The 15,227-nt window shown below is 69.9% G+C and carries 11 protein-coding genes; 2 read left to right on the plus strand and 9 right to left on the minus strand.

All coding sequences use genetic code 11. The annotated features are described in order from the left end of the window. Positions 1-40: 40 nt before the first annotated feature. From QHG49_RS10045 to rpsO, 3 genes are all read right to left on the minus strand, one after another. The gene (locus tag QHG49_RS10045) at positions 41-1,420 is read right to left on the minus strand and encodes a pitrilysin family protein (RefSeq protein WP_145485491.1); all 1,380 of its coding nucleotides are present in this window, start codon (positions 1,418-1,420) and stop codon (positions 41-43) included. After that, positions 1,417-3,633, minus strand: a complete 2,217-nt coding sequence (locus QHG49_RS10050) for a polyribonucleotide nucleotidyltransferase (protein ID WP_145485492.1) — start codon at positions 3,631-3,633, stop codon at positions 1,417-1,419. The genes QHG49_RS10045 and QHG49_RS10050 overlap by 4 nt, the downstream gene beginning before the upstream one ends. A gap of 321 nt (positions 3,634-3,954) precedes the next feature. After that, on the minus strand, positions 3,955-4,242 hold the full coding sequence (gene rpsO / locus QHG49_RS10055) for a 30S ribosomal protein S15 (RefSeq protein WP_301488730.1): 288 nt from the start codon (positions 4,240-4,242) through the stop codon (positions 3,955-3,957). Positions 4,243-4,535: 293 nt separating this feature from the next. On the opposite strand from rpsO, the gene QHG49_RS10060 reads away from it, so the two are divergent. Continuing rightward, complete coding sequence (locus tag QHG49_RS10060; protein ID WP_145485493.1) at positions 4,536-4,829, plus strand: DUF397 domain-containing protein; 294 nt, start codon at positions 4,536-4,538, stop codon at positions 4,827-4,829. A 236-nt stretch (positions 4,830-5,065) separates the two neighbouring features. On the opposite strand, the gene eccD is transcribed toward QHG49_RS10060, so the two are convergent. Beyond that, positions 5,066-6,532 carry a type VII secretion integral membrane protein EccD gene (gene eccD, locus QHG49_RS10065; protein WP_301492747.1) on the minus strand — a complete coding sequence of 489 codons (1,467 nt, stop codon included), beginning with the start codon at positions 6,530-6,532 and terminating at the stop codon, positions 5,066-5,068. 332 nt (positions 6,533-6,864) lie between these two features. On the opposite strand from eccD, the gene eccCa reads away from it, so the two are divergent. Next, positions 6,865-10,830 (plus strand): type VII secretion protein EccCa, encoded by a 3,966-nt coding sequence (eccCa, locus tag QHG49_RS10070; RefSeq protein WP_301488734.1) that lies wholly within the window; start codon positions 6,865-6,867, stop codon positions 10,828-10,830. Positions 10,831-11,065: 235 nt separating this feature from the next. On the opposite strand, the gene QHG49_RS10075 is transcribed toward eccCa, so the two are convergent. From QHG49_RS10075 to QHG49_RS10095, 5 genes are all read right to left on the minus strand, one after another. Then, positions 11,066-11,368, minus strand: a complete 303-nt coding sequence (locus tag QHG49_RS10075) for a WXG100 family type VII secretion target (RefSeq protein ID WP_145485495.1) — start codon at positions 11,366-11,368, stop codon at positions 11,066-11,068. Between the two features lie 31 nt (positions 11,369-11,399). After that, positions 11,400-11,738, minus strand: a complete 339-nt coding sequence (locus QHG49_RS10080) for a WXG100 family type VII secretion target (RefSeq protein WP_145485496.1) — start codon at positions 11,736-11,738, stop codon at positions 11,400-11,402. Between the two features lie 77 nt (positions 11,739-11,815). Next, entirely contained in the window at positions 11,816-13,045 is a 1,230-nt protein-coding gene (locus QHG49_RS10085; protein WP_301488739.1) for a S8 family serine peptidase, read from the minus strand. A gap of 28 nt (positions 13,046-13,073) precedes the next feature. Next, the gene (locus QHG49_RS10090) at positions 13,074-14,783 is read right to left on the minus strand and encodes a hypothetical protein (protein WP_301488741.1); all 1,710 of its coding nucleotides are present in this window, start codon (positions 14,781-14,783) and stop codon (positions 13,074-13,076) included. Continuing rightward, positions 14,783-15,208, minus strand: coding sequence for a hypothetical protein (locus QHG49_RS10095; RefSeq protein ID WP_145485498.1), 426 nt, complete (start codon positions 15,206-15,208; stop codon positions 14,783-14,785). Before QHG49_RS10095 ends, QHG49_RS10090 begins: the two co-directional genes overlap by 1 nt. Positions 15,209-15,227 lie beyond the last annotated feature (19 nt).

Raw genomic sequence — 15,227 nt, forward strand, 5'->3', positions numbered from 1 at the left:
GTCGTGTCGACGTGCCGTCCGGTGACGGCGGTGCGGGTGGTCAGGCGACGGCGTCGTGCAGTCGCGCGGCCTGTTTGTCCTTCAGCGGGCCGATGACCGACAGCGACGGGCGCCTGCCCAGGATGTCGCGGGCGACCGAGCGGACCTCGTCCGGGGTGACCGCGGCAATCTTCGCCAGCATGTCGTCCACGGACATCTGCTCGCCCCAGCACAGCTCGCTCTTGCCGATGCGGTTCATCAGCGCCCCGGTGTCCTCCAGGCCGAGCACGGTGGAGCCGCGCAACTGGCCGATGGCGCGGGCGATCTCGTCGTCGGTCAGCCCGTTCTCGGCGACCTGGTCGAGTTCGTCGCGGCAGATCCGCAGCACGTCGTGCACCTGGCTGGGACGGCAGCCGGCGTAGACGCCGAACAGACCGCAGTCGGCGAAGCCGGAGGTGTACGAGTACACGCTGTAGGCCAGGCCGCGCTTCTCCCGGACCTCCTGGAAGAGCCGCGAGGACATGCCGCCGCCGAGGGCGGTGTTCAGGACGCCCATGGCCCAGCGGCGCTCGTCGGTGCGGGCGAGGCCCGGCATGCCGAGGACGACATGGGCCTGCTCGGTCTTGCGGCCGAGCAGTTCGACCTTGCCGAAGGTGCGGATCGTACGGCTGCCGTCGCGCGGGGCGATGGGCTGTGCGTCCGGGTTCTTCAGCGCGCCCGCCTTCTCGAAGGCCGCGCGGACCTGTCGTACGACCTTGTTGTGGTCGACGTTGCCGGCGCAGGCGACCACGAGGTGGGTCGGGTCGTAGTGCTTCTTGTAGAAGCGGCGGATGCGGTCGGCGGTCAGGGCGTTGACGGTGTCGACGGTGCCGAGGACGGGGCGGCCGAGGGCGTTGTCGCCGAACATGGTGTGCGCGAACAGGTCGTGCACGCAGTCGCCGGGATCGTCCTCGGTCATCGCGATCTCTTCGAGGATCGCGCCGCGTTCGACGTCGACGTCCTCCTCGACGATGAGCGAGCCGGTCAGCATGTCGCAGACGACGTCGATGGCCAGCGGCAGGTCGGTGTCGAGCACGCGTGCGTAGTAGCACGTGTACTCCTTGGCCGTGAACGCGTTCATCTCGCCGCCGACGGCGTCGATCGCGGCGGAGATGTCCAGCGCGGAGCGGCGCCCGGTGCCCTTGAAGAGCAGGTGCTCCAGGTAGTGCGTGGCGCCGTTCAGGGACGGGGTCTCGTCACGGGAGCCGACATGGGCCCAGATGCCGAAGGTCGCGGAGCGGACGGAGGGCAGGGTCTCGGTGACGACGCGCAGGCCCCCGGGGAGGGTGGTCTTGCGGACGGTACCGATGCCGCCGGTGCCCTTGATGAGGGTTTGGGTACGGGCGACGGCCCGCGCCTCCGAAGAGGGGCGGGCCGTCACCTTGGAGCCACGGGACGTCACTGCTCGGCGTCGTCCTTCGCCTCGTCGCCGTCCTCGCCCTCGATCACGGGGATGAGGGACAGCTTGCCTCGGGAGTCGATCTCGGCGATCTCGACCTGGACCTTCTGGCCCACACCGAGGACGTCCTCGACGTTCTCCACGCGCTTGCCGCCGGCGAGCTTGCGGATCTGCGAGATGTGCAGCAGACCGTCCTTGCCGGGGAGCAGGGAGACGAACGCGCCGAAGGTGGTGGTCTTGACGACCGTACCCAGGTAGCGCTCGCCGACCTCGGGCATCGTCGGGTTGGCGATGCCGTTGATCGTGGCGCGGGCGGCCTCCGCCGAGGGACCGTCGGCGGCACCGATGTAGATGGTGCCGTCGTCCTCGATGGTGATCTCGGCGCCCGTGTCCTCCTGGATCTGGTTGATCATCTTGCCCTTGGGGCCGATGACCTCACCGATCTTGTCGACCGGGATCTTGACGGTGATGATCCGCGGGGCGTGCGGGCTCATCTCGTCGGGCCGGTCGATGGCCTCCATCATCACGTCGAGGATGTGGAGACGGGCGTCGCGGGCCTGCTTGAGGGCCGCGGCCAGGACGGACGCCGGGATGCCGTCCAGCTTGGTGTCGAGCTGGAGGGCGGTCACGAAGTCCTTGGTGCCGGCGACCTTGAAGTCCATGTCGCCGAAGGCGTCCTCCGCACCGAGGATGTCGGTGAGGGTGACGTAGTGCGTCTCGCCGTCGATCTCCTGGGAGATCAGACCCATGGCGATACCGGCGACGGGGGCCTTCAGCGGCACACCGGCGTTCAGCAGCGACATGGTGGAGGCGCAGACCGAGCCCATGGACGTCGAACCGTTGGAGCCGAGGGCCTCGGACACCTGGCGGATCGCGTAGGGGAACTCCTCGCGCGTCGGCAGCACCGGCACCAAGGCGCGCTCGGCGAGGGCGCCGTGGCCGATCTCGCGGCGCTTCGGGGAGCCGACGCGGCCGGTCTCGCCGGTGGAGTACGGCGGGAAGTTGTAGTTGTGCATGTAGCGCTTGCGGGTCACCGGGGAGAGGGTGTCCAGCTGCTGCTCCATGCGGAGCATGTTGAGGGTGGTGACGCCCAGGATCTGGGTCTCGCCACGCTCGAACAGCGCGGAGCCGTGCACCCGCGGGATGGCCTCGACCTCGGCGGCGAGCGTACGGATGTCCGTCACGCCGCGGCCGTCGATGCGCTTCTTCTCCTTGATGACGCGCTCACGGACCAGGGTCTTGGTCAGCGAGCGGTACGCGGCGGAGATCTCCTTCTCGCGGCCCTCGAACTCCGGGAGGAGCTTCTCGGCGGCCAGAGCCTTGACGCGGTCCAGCTCGGCCTCGCGCTCCTGCTTGCCGGCGATGGTGAGCGCCTGGGCCAGCTCGGGCTTGACCGCGGCGGTCAGGGCCTTGAGGACGTCCTCCTGGTAGTCCAGGAAGATCGGGAACTCGCCGGTGGGCTTGGCGGCCTTGGCGGCGAGGTCGGCCTGGGCGCGGCAGAGGACCTTGATGAACGGCTTCGCGGCGTCGAGACCGGCGGCGACGATCTCCTCGGTCGGCGCCTCGACGCCGCCCTCGACCAGCTTGATCGCCTTGTCGGTGGCCTCGGCCTCGACCATCATGATCGCGACGTCGCCGTCCTCCAGGACGCGGCCCGCGACGACCATGTCGAAGACGGCGTCCTCAAGCTCGGTGTGCGTCGGGAAGGCGACCCACTGGCCGCGGATCAGCGCGACGCGGACGCCGCCGATCGGGCCGGAGAAGGGCAGGCCGGCCAGCTGGGTGGACGCGGACGCGGCGTTGATCGCGACGACGTCGTACAGGTGGTCGGGGTTGAGCGCCATGACCGTGCAGACGACCTGGATCTCGTTGCGCAGGCCCTTCTTGAAGGACGGGCGCAGCGGGCGGTCGATCAGGCGGCAGGTGAGGATCGCGTCCTCGCTGGGGCGGCCCTCGCGGCGGAAGAAGCTGCCGGGGATCTTGCCGGCGGCGTACATCCGCTCCTCGACGTCCACCGTGAGGGGGAAGAAGTCGAGCTGGTCCTTGGGGTTCTTGGAGGCGGTGGTGGCCGACAGCACCATGGTGTCGTCGTCCAGGTACGCCACGGCGGAGCCGGCGGCCTGCTTGGCCAGGCGGCCCGTCTCGAAGCGGATGGTGCGGGTACCGAAGGCGCCGTTGTCGATGACGGCCTCGGCGTAGTGGGTCTCGTTCTCCACTAGCGTTTTCTCCTACTTATCGTCTTTTGCCCCTGGCCTGCCCGTGTGGCAGGGGGACGGTGGTGGAGAAGCGCGCCTGGTGCGGGCCGGTCTTCGATCGAAGCACCCGGGGTTCGCTTCCCCCGGGGGCCACTACCGAGGACCGGCGGCGGCGTGGTGCGCTTCTCCTCATGTGTGTCGTGCGTACTGCGTTCTTGCGTACTGCGTCTTGCGTTGTGCTACCACACTACAAAGCGTGAGTGACACCGCGCACGTTTCCGCACGTACAGCAAAGGGAGCGGCTCCCGGGTCCTGCCGGGAACCGCTCCCCTCACGGCGTCCTTACTTGGCGCCGGCCGCACCGCGGCGGATGCCGAGGCGGTCGACCAGCGCACGGAAGCGCTGGATGTCCTTCTTCGCCAGGTACTGCAGCAGGCGGCGGCGCTGACCGACCAGGATCAGCAGGCCACGACGGCTGTGGTGGTCGTGCTTGTGGGTCTTGAGGTGCTCGGTCAGGTCGGAGATCCGACGGGACAGCAGAGCGACCTGGACCTCGGGGGAGCCGGTGTCACCCTCCTTGGTACCGAACTCGCCGATGATCTGCTTCTTCGTAACGGCGTCGAGCGACACGCGTACTCCTCATAGTCTGTTGAGGCCACCGAGTGCCCCCGGTCTACATCTCGGGGGAGCTTCCGTGACTCGGAAGGCGGGGATCCGCTGCGCGCGGCCTCCAGGGCTCGATGCTTGCTCGGTGCTCCGGGGGTGCGTACACGAACGGCCGTCACTCAGGGTACCAGGCGCCCGCGGACCCGTTCGCCCCGGTCGGAGAACCACTCCATGGGACGGCGTACGGCCACTAGGGTGAGCACCGGGACTGTACGTCACCGCAACCGTACGTGATGTCGGGAAGGGGTCGCCGCGAGATGGCGGAAACGGAAGCCGAGACCAAGGCACGCAAGGAGCGCGAGCGCGACGAGCTGTACGCGCTCGACATCTCGGACGTCGAGTGGCACTGCGCCCCGGGCACCGAGAAGGACGAGGAGCGCGTCGAGATCGCGTACCTCCCCGAGGGGGCCGTGGCGATGCGTTCCTCGCTCGACCCGGACACGGTGCTGCGCTACACGGAGGCCGAGTGGCGGGCGTTCGTGCTGGGCGCGCGGGACGGGGAGTTCGATCTGAAGCCCATGGCGCACAACGGGGGGCTGGACGTGCAGTAGGCGCGTCGGGACACGGGGAAGGGGCGGCACCCAGGGTGCCGCCCCTTTCGTGCGGGTGGGGTCAGTGCCTGAGGCCGACGGTGCGGGGGTCCAGTCCGCGCCGGCCGCGCGGCCGGTCGGGCCGCCGGCGCGCACTGCGTGGACGGGGGCGGGGGCGGGCCGAAGCTCACGCTGGGGGATCGTCCTCCTCGCCGCCCCGGCGGGGGCGGGCGGCCCGGCGGGGGCGGGGTCTCACCTCACTTGCTGGTCATCGCGCGGGCGGCCGCGTACACGTCGAACACGGCGAGCGCGAGGGGAACCAGGGTGAGCAGTACGAAGCCCTCCACGATCTCCAGGAACCGGCCCCAGAAGGGGCTCAGGCCCTGGCGCGGGACGATGAGCCCGAGGGCCGCCACGAGGGCCGCGCCGGCCGCGATCGCCGCGGCGAGCCAGATGGCGCGGATGTCCAGGCCGGAACGGTCGCCGGTGAGCGCGTCGCGCAGGACGGACTGCGGCGGGTTGAGCGCCAGCCCGAAGCCGAGCAGCACGAGCGAGCCGAGGCCGGCCGCCAGGAGCGGGGCGACCTGGCCGGTGTAGCGGAAGAGCTGGGCGCGCATCAGCAGGGCCACGGCGGTGGCGAGGGCGAGCAGCTGGGCCCAGATGTCGTCGGAGAAGCCGAGCACCGCGCAGGAGGCGAGGGCGGTCAGCGCGCAGCCGCCGACGAGCCCGACCAGGATCTCGTGACCGCGGCGGGCCTGGGCCTCTATCCGCTTCATGTCGACCGGCTCCTGTACGACGGTCTCCGTGCCGTAGGCGCCGCTCTGGGCGGAGTTCGGCGGTTCGAAACCGATGGGCAGCCGGGCGAAGCGCATGGACAGGCCCGGCAGGAAGGCCAGGCCGCCGACCGCGAGGGGTGCGCACAGGGCGGCGATGTCCTTGGGCGTCCAGTGCACGAGGATCGCGGTGAACACGGTGACCAGGCCCAGCGCGGAGGCCAGCACGAAGGCGACGAACGGGGCGTCCCCGCCGGGTGTGCACAGGGTCAGGACGACCGAGGCGACCAGGACGGCGGCGCAGGCGAGCAGGAACTGGAGCTTGCCGATGCCCTGGCCGTGCGCGAGGGCGAGGAGGCCGGAGCCGGCCACGCCGGCGTTGGGCAGGGCGCCGAGGCCCAGGGCGATGGCCGCGCCCCGGTCGTCGTAGACCCGGCCGCGGACGGCGGCGAAGACGACGAGCAGCACCCCGGCGACGCCCGCGAGGACGCCGGGCAGGCTGTGCATGTCGTGCCGGGGGTCGGCCTGCCAGGTGACGAAGGCGAGCAGGGCGGCCAGGACGCCCGCGCCGACGAGGCCCGCGGCGCGGGTGAGGTCGTCGCTCCACAGGGTGCGGTGCCGGGTCACCGAGGAGGCGACCGCCTCGGAGACGTCGTCGAAGACGGCCGGCGGCAGCGACTCGGAGAAGGGCCGCAGGGTGAGCAGCTCACCGTCGAGGATGCGCTGCGCGGAGAAGGAGCGCGCGCTGTCGAGGACGGTGCCGTCCCGGCGCACGAGGTGGTAGCCGACCGGGGCGCCCTCGGCGGGGTCCTGCCGGGAGAGCCGGAGGATCTCCGGATAGATGTCGGCGACCGGGATGTCGTCGGGCAGCGCCACGTCGATCCGGCTGTCGGGTGCGACGATCGTGACCCGGCAGAAACCGAGCCCCGAACCCGATCCGGTGCCGGGCATCGCTGTTCCCGTGGTCGTCGTGCTCACCTCGTACTCCCCCTCAGTAATGGTCCTGCGCCCGTGCTGTGAAAATCCCGCGCCTGTCCCCGGACGGAATTCCCGGTAATCGGCGCGGCGGGCGCCGGCCGGTTCCACCGGGGGTGGTATGCGGCGACGCCTCGCACGGAATACCCCGGTTCACGGGGTTTGTTCGCGTGTGCTCGAGCGAACACCCGGCACCCTACCCCGCACCGGTGACACATGGAGTCAGTAGGATCACGCGGCGGCCTGCGTCCGTCCGTCGACGGGGGACGGACCTCATTCGTGGGGCCTGGTAAAGGAATTGGGGAGCAGTGAGTCACATCGTCGTGAAGCGCCCGCCACGGGCGCTGCCGTCCGAAGTGCCCACAGGGGAGGTCGTTCTCCAGCCGCCGCCGGAATTGCCGCGGGGGCCGCAGGAAAGCGTCCTCATGCAGTTGCTGCCGACACTCGGTATGGGTGGTTCGGTGGTCTTCTTCTTCACGAACGGGCAGCCGTTCATGAAGATCATGGGCATGGTGATGATCGCGTCGACGGTCGGTATGTCCATCGCCATGGTCATTCGATTCCGGCGCGGTTCGCAGGGCCAACTCGCCGATGTGCGGCGCGACTACATGCGTTATCTCTCGGGCACCCGGAGCGCGGCCGTGGAGACCGCGAAGGCGCAGCGCGACGCGCAGTACTACCTGCACCCCTCCCCCGAGCAGCTGTGGGCGCTGGTCGCCGAGGGCAGCCGGGTGTGGGAGCGCAGGCCGGGCGACGAGGACTTCGCGCAGGTGCGCATCGGGCTCGGCTCCCAGGAGCTGGCCACGCCGCTCATCGCGCCCGAGTCCGGCCCGGCCGGGCGGCTGGAGCCGCTCACGGCCGGGGCCGTTGAACGCTTCCTCGACGTCCACGCCACCCTGAGCGACCTGCCGATGGCCGTGTCGCTGCGCGCCTTCCACCACGTCACCGTCAGCGGTGATCCGGAGTCCGCGCGCTCGACGGTCCGCGCCCTGACCGGTTCGCTGGCCGCGCTGCACTCCCCCGAGGACCTGGTCGTCGCCGTGGCGGCGGGCCGCGAGACGCTCCCGCGCTGGGAGTGGGTCAAGTGGCTGCCGCACGCGCAGGCGCCCGGCGCCCTGGACGGGGCGGGCACGCGCCGGCTGATCGGCCCCGACGCCCGGGAGCTGGAGGACCTGCTGGCCGACCGCCTCTCCGGCCGCCCCCGGTTCCACCCGAGCGGCGCACCGCTCCTGGACGAGCCCCACATCGTCGTCGTCCTCGACGGGGTGTCCCTGCCGCAGGACTCCGTCCTCTCGAACATGGAGGGGCTGCAGGGCGTGACGGTGATCGAGGTCGTGCCCGGCGAGCTCACCGCCGCCCGCGGCGACCTCATGGTCATCGCCCAGCCCGGCGTGCTGCGCCTGGAGTCCGCGAACGGCGACCTCTACGAGGGCACTCCGGACGTCCTGTCGTACGAGTCCGCCGAGGCCCTCGCCCGCCAGCTGGCCCCGCTGCGGCTGGCCTCCGGCGGTGACGACGACGAACCGCTGCTGGCCAACCTGGAGTTCACCGAGCTGCTGAACCTCGGCGACGCCGCGTCCGTCGATCCGCGGCGCACCTGGCGGCCACGGGGGCTCGCCGAGCGGCTGCGGGTGCCGATCGGCGTCGGCCCGGACGGGCGGCCCGTGATGCTGGACCTCAAGGAGGCCGCCCAGGAGGGCATGGGCCCGCACGGCCTGTGCGTGGGCGCGACCGGTTCCGGCAAGTCGGAGCTGCTGCGCACGCTGGTGCTCGGCCTCGCGGTCACGCACTCCTCGGAGACCCTGAACTTCGTCCTCGCCGACTTCAAGGGCGGCGCGACCTTCGCCGGGATGGCGCAGATGCCGCACGTGGCGGCGGTCATCACCAACCTGGCCGACGACCTCACCCTGGTCGACCGCATGGGCGACTCGATCCGCGGCGAGCTGAACCGCCGCCAGGAGATGCTGCGCGACGCGGGCAACTACGCGAACATCCACGACTACGAGAAGGCGCGCGCGGCCGGTGCCCCGCTGCAGCCGATCCCCTCGCTCGTGCTGGTGATCGACGAGTTCTCCGAACTGCTCACCGCCAAGCCGGACTTCATCGAGATGTTCGTGCAGATCGGCCGTATCGGGCGTTCGCTGGGCGTGCATCTGCTGCTGGCCTCGCAGCGCCTGGAGGAGGGCCGGCTGCGCGGTCTGGAGACGTATCTGTCGTACCGGATCGGTCTGCGCACCTTCTCCGCGGCCGAGTCCCGCGCGGCCCTCGGCGTCCCGGACGCCTATGAGCTGCCGAACGTGCCCGGTTCCGGCTTCCTGAAGTTCGGCACCGACGAGATGGTGCGCTTCAAGGCGGCGTACGTCTCCGGGGTGTACCGATCCGGGGGCCGGCAGGGCGCCGCGGGCGGGGGGCCGCTGCCCCTGGACCGGCGGCCGGTGCTGTTCACGGCCGCGGAGGTGCCGGTGCACTACGCGCCGGTGCCCAAGCAGCGCACGGAGTCGGCGTCCCAGGTCGACGACGCGCTCGCGGACACGGTGCTCGATGTGATCGTGCGCCGGCTGGAGGCGCAGGGTCCGGCGGCGCACCGGGTGTGGCTGCCGCCGCTGGACAGCCCGCCCTCGCTGGACGGGCTGCTGCCCAGGCTCACGGCCGTCGAGGGGCGCGGGCTCACGCAGCCCGGTTACGAGGGTGCCGGGCGCCTCGTCGTCCCGGTGGGCCTGGTCGACAAGCCGTACGAGCAGCGTCGTGAGCCGCTGTGGCTCGACTTCTCCGGCGCGGCGGGCCATCTCCAGCTGCTGGGCGGCCCGCAGTCCGGCAAGTCCACGCTGCTGCGCTCGCTGATCTGCTCCTTCGCGCTGACGCACACGCCGTACGAGGTGCAGATCTACGGCCTCGACTTCGGCGGCGGCGGAATGGCGGCGGTCTCCGGCCTGCCGCACGTGGGCGGGATCGCCTCGCGGCTGGACCCCGAGCGGGTACGGCGTACGGTGTCCGAGGTCTACGGGGTGCTGCGGCGCCGTGAGGAGTACTTCCGGGCGTCGGGCATCGCCTCGATCCAGGACTTCCGCACCCGGCGCGAGCGCGGCGAGATCTCGGTCACCGACCAGCCGTGGGGCGATGTCTTCCTGCTCATCGACGGCTGGGGCAACTTCCGCACGGACTACGACAGTCTGGAGCCGGCCGTCCTGGAGATCGCCTCGCGCGGCCTCGGTTACGGCATCCACCTGGTCCTGACGGCGTCGCGCTCCATGGAGGTCCGCGCGAACCTCAAGGACCATCTGATGAACCGCCTGGAACTGCGGCTCGGCGACACCATGGATTCCGAGATCGACCGCAAGGTGGCGGCGAACGTGCCGGCGGGTGTGCCGGGTCGCGGCGTGTCGCCGCAGAAGCTGCACTTCATGGCGGCGGTGCCGCGCATCGACGGCCTGACCTCCGACACGGACCTGGCGGACGCGACGGCGGCGCTGGCGGCCGAGGTGTCCCGGCACTGGCAGGCGCCGGGGGCGCCGCAGGTGCGGATGCTGCCCCGGGAACTCCCGGTGGCGCAGCTGCCCGCGGGCGACCGGTTCCCCCGGCAGGGGGTCGCCTTCGGCATCGACGAGAACGATCTGGAGCCGGTGTTCGTCGACTTCGAGACGGACCCGTTCTTCATGGTCTTCGGCGAGAGCGAGTCGGGTAAGTCGAACCTGCTGCGGCTGCTGATCACGCAGCTGACGCAGCGCTATTCGGGCGACGAGGCGAAGTTCTTCGTGGTCGACAACCGGCGCTCGCTGCTGGATGTCACCCCGGCCTCGCATCTCGCCGAGTACATCCCGATGTCCAACGCCATGGACCACCACATGGTGGCCCTCGCCGACCTGATGAAGCGGCGCACGCCCACGGCCGATGTGACGGCTCAGCAGCTGCGGGAGCGCAGCTGGTGGCGGGGGCCGACGGTGTACGTGGTCGTGGACGACTACGACCTGGTCTCCACGTCCAGCGGAAACCCGCTGGGCGGCCTCACCGATCTGCTGCCGTTCGCCCGTGACGTCGGCGTGCGGTTCATCATCGCGCGCTCCACCGCGGGCGCGGGCCGGGCGTCGTTCGAGGCGTTCATGCAGCGGATGATGGAACTGGGCGCGCAGGGCGTGGTGCTGGCGGGCGACCCGAGCGAGGGCGACATCCTCGGCGGTGTCCGCCCGCGTCCGATGCCGGCGGGCCGGGGCGTCTTCGTGTCGCGCAGGCGGGGGAAGATGCTGGTGCAGACGGGGTTGGTGGAGTCGGAGTACTGAGCGTCTCGCGGGAGTGGCCGAGGGGCCGGAGCCGGACATGTTCGTCCGGCTCCGGCCCCTCGGTCGTCTCGCGTCTGCGGGTACGGCGGCAGCGGCAGCGGCAATTGGCTCACGCCCGGCCGGGGAAACGCCAAAGGGTGGGCACCTCCCGCGCGTGCCCACCCCTCGCCGTTCTCACGGCGTTCGATGTACTCGACGTTTCGTGTACTCGACGTTTCGTGTACTCGAATCCGCCTTACTCGAAGTAGCTGGCGCCCTTGAGGTCGCCACCGCGGTAGTCGCCGCCGGCGGAGTGCACGCGCTGGGTGATGGAGAGCAGCGCCTGGTGGATACCGTTGGCGTGCTGGTCCCACTTCACGGACTTGCGCTGGAACGAGTCGTACGCCTCGCCGCCCCAGCCCTCGGCCACGTCGAGGACGCCCTTCTTCAGCGCGCTGAGGTCTTCCTCCAGCTGCTTGGCCACGTTGCCCAGCTCGGTGGCGAGCGCGTCCATGGCCCCGTACTTGACGGACAGATCCTGGTAGTGCGGAGTGGTCATCTCTTCCTCTTCCTGGGGGGATCGATCCCGGTCAGTACAGGTTCAGCGCGGAGGTGCTCGCGCCGGCGTCGACCTCGATCTTGCTGATCGTCGAGTGGAGCTCGTCCTCGAGCGTGGTCTTGTCCCTCTTGTTGAGGTTGATGCCCTCAAGGAAGTCCTCGAGCATGCGGCCGATGGCGGCCATGTGCTCGTTGATCTCGTGCTGCTTCGTCTTGAACGCGTTGGAGCCGTGGCCCGTCCACTGGGTCTCGATCATGTCGATCGTGCCCTGGAGCCGGCCGAGGCACTTCTTGACCGAGTCGTAGCGGTCGATGACGTTCGTCTGGAGCTTTTGCGCGTGTTCATCTACAAACTTACGGCCGTCGGCCATTGCGGCACTCCCCTTCGTGAGAGCTGTGCTCTTGTTGACTGCGCATCACCGGGTGGTGACGCCTTTCCTGTGAACCGTCAGGCACGTCGGCGCGACCGGATCACGGCGAAGGCCGCGCCACCGATCACCACCAGTGCGGCGGCGGCTCCGACGACGACCCACGTCAGGGTGCTGCCGGACGACTTCGAGCTGGTGTCGGCCGCGGAGGTCGCACCGCCGGGGGTGGACTTGGCGGGGGCCGAGGGGGTGGAGCTGGATGCGGACGTGGAGGGCGAGCTGCCCGGCTTGCCGCGCCAGTTCTCCGTGGCGAGCGGGTCGGCCGTCGCCGAGCCCGGGTTGTAGTGGGGGTTCTCCAGCACCTTGCGGGGGCGGACGACGCCGTAGCCGAGGTAGTTGCTGGGGGTGTCCTTGGGCCAGTCCCGGCCGGCAGTGTCGATCAGTGAGCGGAGGACCTGGTTGGCGGTCCAGTCCGGGTGGGCGGACCAGATGAGGGCGGCGGAGGCGGAGGCGATGGCGGTGGCTTCACTGGTGCCCTGTTGGTGCGCGCAATATGACTGATAGGTCGCATCGCACCACCCGGGCACGTCCACGCCGGGAGCCGTAAGGTCCACATACCGCCCGTGAACCGAGAACTTCCCCGCCTTTCCGGTCTTGTCTATGGCAGAGACCCCGACAACGTAGGGGTACGAAGCCGGATACCCCGCGTTGTTCTTCGTCTGAGCGTCGTTGCCTACGGCGGCGAACATCAACTTGCCTTTTGAGGCTGCGTACTTGATTGCCGCCTCCTCGTCGTCATAGCTGATGTCGTCACCGAAGGACATATTGATGATCTTGACGTCACTGTCAGCGATGGCCCTGATCACCTTCGCGACGTCAGGCGCCTTGTTCCGCTCAGACAGGCTCAACTCTTTGCCCGCGATGCGATAGGGCACAATCTTGGCCCCCGGTGCAAGGCCCTTCAGCCCTCCACCTTGACCAGTACCCGCGATGATTTCCGCCATCGTCGTACCGTGGCCGGCCAAGTCCTTCGTGGCCCCATAGGAAAGAGACTTAGGCACCTCGTCTGACAGCACCTGACCTTTGAGGGAAAGAGTCGAGGAGTTGACACCCGAGTCGACGACCGCGACCTTGACCCCCTTGCCCGTGCTCGTCTTCCACATCTCGTCGGCCTTCATCGCCGACAGGTACCACTGCTGGGACTGGACGTCGGTGGCAGCCGCGCTGGGGGCCAGGCCCACCGGCAGAGCCATCAGTGCGCCGAGCGCCGCACACGCGGCGGTCAGTCGTCTCGTGCTCGCTGACAACATGCCTCTCGTACGTCCTCGCTTCATCTCGTTACTCGGTCTCCGGCGCCTGCCGCCGGCGCGACTTCTTCTCGTCGCGGTCCCGCTTGGAGCGTCGGGACGACGAACGCCCCGGCATGTGCTCGTCGGCAGCGGCGCGAGCGCCGTTCCTGGCCGTCGGCGCCTTGCCGGTGGGCGCCCCGACCGCACCGCCGGGGGTCACGGACCTGCGCGAAACCTGTCCCTCGGCGCCCTCAGGCTCGGCAGCCCGGATCACTCCGCGCTGACCGGGCCGCTCGACCGCGTGCGGGTCACGAGCGGCGGGCTCGCCGCCGATGACCTTGCCGCGCGGCACCCTGGAGCCGTTGACACCCTTCGCGGAAGGCGTGGTCGGCCGACCGCCGATGACACCACTGCGTGCCGCCCCGGTCGGGCCCGATTCACCGATGCGCTCGCCGGGCACGCCCCCGGTCCGAGGCGTGCCGCCGACGATGCCGCGCCCGACCGGTCCCCGGCCCACCGGAGCCTTGCCCATGGGGGTCTGCCCCACGGGGGTCCGGCCCACCGGTGACGCCGGCCCGCGCGCACCCGGCTGACCAGGTACGACAGACTGCCGCACCCCACTGATGGGGCCGCGTCCCGCGCCGGTTCCGACCTCCGGTTCCTCTATGGGGCGTACGGTCATCCGCGAAGTCCCGACCGGGCCCCGGACGCCGCCTGTTCCACCGCGCGGCACGGGCATGCCCACGGGCGGGACCATGGGACCGGTGGGGAAGGGAACGATCGGCCCTCCACCGCCGCCGCCAGGACCGGGCGCGGTCGGCGGTGCGACCGGCACCGTCGGCTTCACGGTGTCCGGGGGCAGGGTGTTGACGTTGTCGATGTTGGTGCCGACGTGCTGGGTCGGCGGGTCCACGTGCACGTGCTGCTCAGGCGGCAGGACCACATGGTGCAGCTTCGTTCCGGAGTCGCTCCCTACCGCACTGGGCCCGGCTGGAGTGACGACAGAGTGACCGACCGGGCCGCCTGCCACAGGGGTGTGCGGGAGGGTCGTCTGGCCTCCGCCGCCCTCGTCGTCCTGTCGCCACCCGTGGGATGCCGTCGGCGTAGGCACCCCCATGTCCGGCATCTTCCCGAACTTGGGCTCGTCCAGCCCCCGCAGGTTCCCCTCCGAGACCGCGTAGTACGACGCCAGACGGTTCATCTGGTTGATCGCCTCTTGGCGGTGGTTCTCGACCTGCTGGGCCTGGATGCCATGCGGGTCCAACTTGGCCTGTTCCGCGGGCAGAAGGATCTTGGGCCGGTTGTCCCGGGGCGGCATGGAGTTGCGTACGGAGGCAAGTCCTGTGCTGGCTGCGGAGACCTGGGTCGCCACGTTGTCCGCGTAGAAACCCAACTCGTACGAGTGATTGACGAGGTCGCCGGCCCAGCTGTGGAACGCGGTGGCCGCCTCGCCGTGCCAGTCGACCCTGCCGATGTGCTCCAGGAGCTCACCGGCGGCACTCCAGATGGCGTCCCGAGCGTCCCAGAGGCCGTTGGCGGCGTTCTCCAGATGCTCGGGGTTCGCGGACTTCACCATGTCGACCATGTCGTTCAACTGGTGGCTCTCGAAGTCGCTGACCTGGCAGCCGCCGCCCGGCTTGTCGAGACTCGGCGCGGCGCACTGGTGGCTGTCCATCGCCGACTTCTCTTGCTTGAACTGCTGGTCGGCCGCCCAGCGGTCGAACTGGTGCACATCCGGATTCTTGTCGTGGTCGCCCATTAGATTTCCCCGTCGCCGAGCTGCTGGTTGTCGGCGCGCTTCTGGTCCTTCTGCGTGTCACCGAACTGCTCGTTGATCTGGGTGCGGATCTCGTGAAAGCGGCGCCGCTGTTCGTCATCCAGATTGGCGAATCCGACATCCGCGCCATGCACCGCGATCTGCATCGCCTCGATCTGCAACGTCAGCGACTGGGAGAGCGTCATGAGGCGGTCGTGGACGCGTGTGTACTGGCTGTGCAGTCCCGTGGCCTCGGGAAATCCGCCATTGCCACAGAACGAGGCGGCGGTGATCGTATGCATCGCCACCTTCTTCGCCGAACCAGGCGAACCCTCGAAAGTCTTGAGCACCGAGTCCACACGCGTCTTGAAGGTCTTCAGAGCCTCCAGACCGACCTTCAGTCCGCCCGTGCCGTCGTCAGGCCGCACGTTGCGCCACCCCCCGTTT

The organism is Streptomyces sp. WP-1 (assembly GCF_030450125.1).
In the GTDB taxonomy this organism is placed as follows: domain Bacteria; phylum Actinomycetota; class Actinomycetes; order Streptomycetales; family Streptomycetaceae; genus Streptomyces; species Streptomyces incarnatus.

Bases quoted from the DNA above. Each gene is read 5' to 3' on its own strand.
- QHG49_RS10060 (WP_145485493.1), top strand. From the start codon at position 4,536: ATGGCGGAAACGGAAGCCGAGACCAAGGCACGCAAGGAGCGCGAGCGC.
- QHG49_RS10080 (WP_145485496.1), bottom strand. From the start codon at position 11,738: ATGGCCGACGGCCGTAAGTTTGTAGATGAACACGCGCAAAAGCTCCAG.
- QHG49_RS10085 (WP_301488739.1), bottom strand. From the start codon at position 13,045: ATGTTGTCAGCGAGCACGAGACGACTGACCGCCGCGTGTGCGGCGCTC.
- QHG49_RS10075 (WP_145485495.1), bottom strand. From the start codon at position 11,368: ATGACCACTCCGCACTACCAGGATCTGTCCGTCAAGTACGGGGCCATG.
- eccD (WP_301492747.1), bottom strand. From the start codon at position 6,532: ATGCCCGGCACCGGATCGGGTTCGGGGCTCGGTTTCTGCCGGGTCACG.
- QHG49_RS10090 (WP_301488741.1), bottom strand. From the start codon at position 14,783: ATGGGCGACCACGACAAGAATCCGGATGTGCACCAGTTCGACCGCTGG.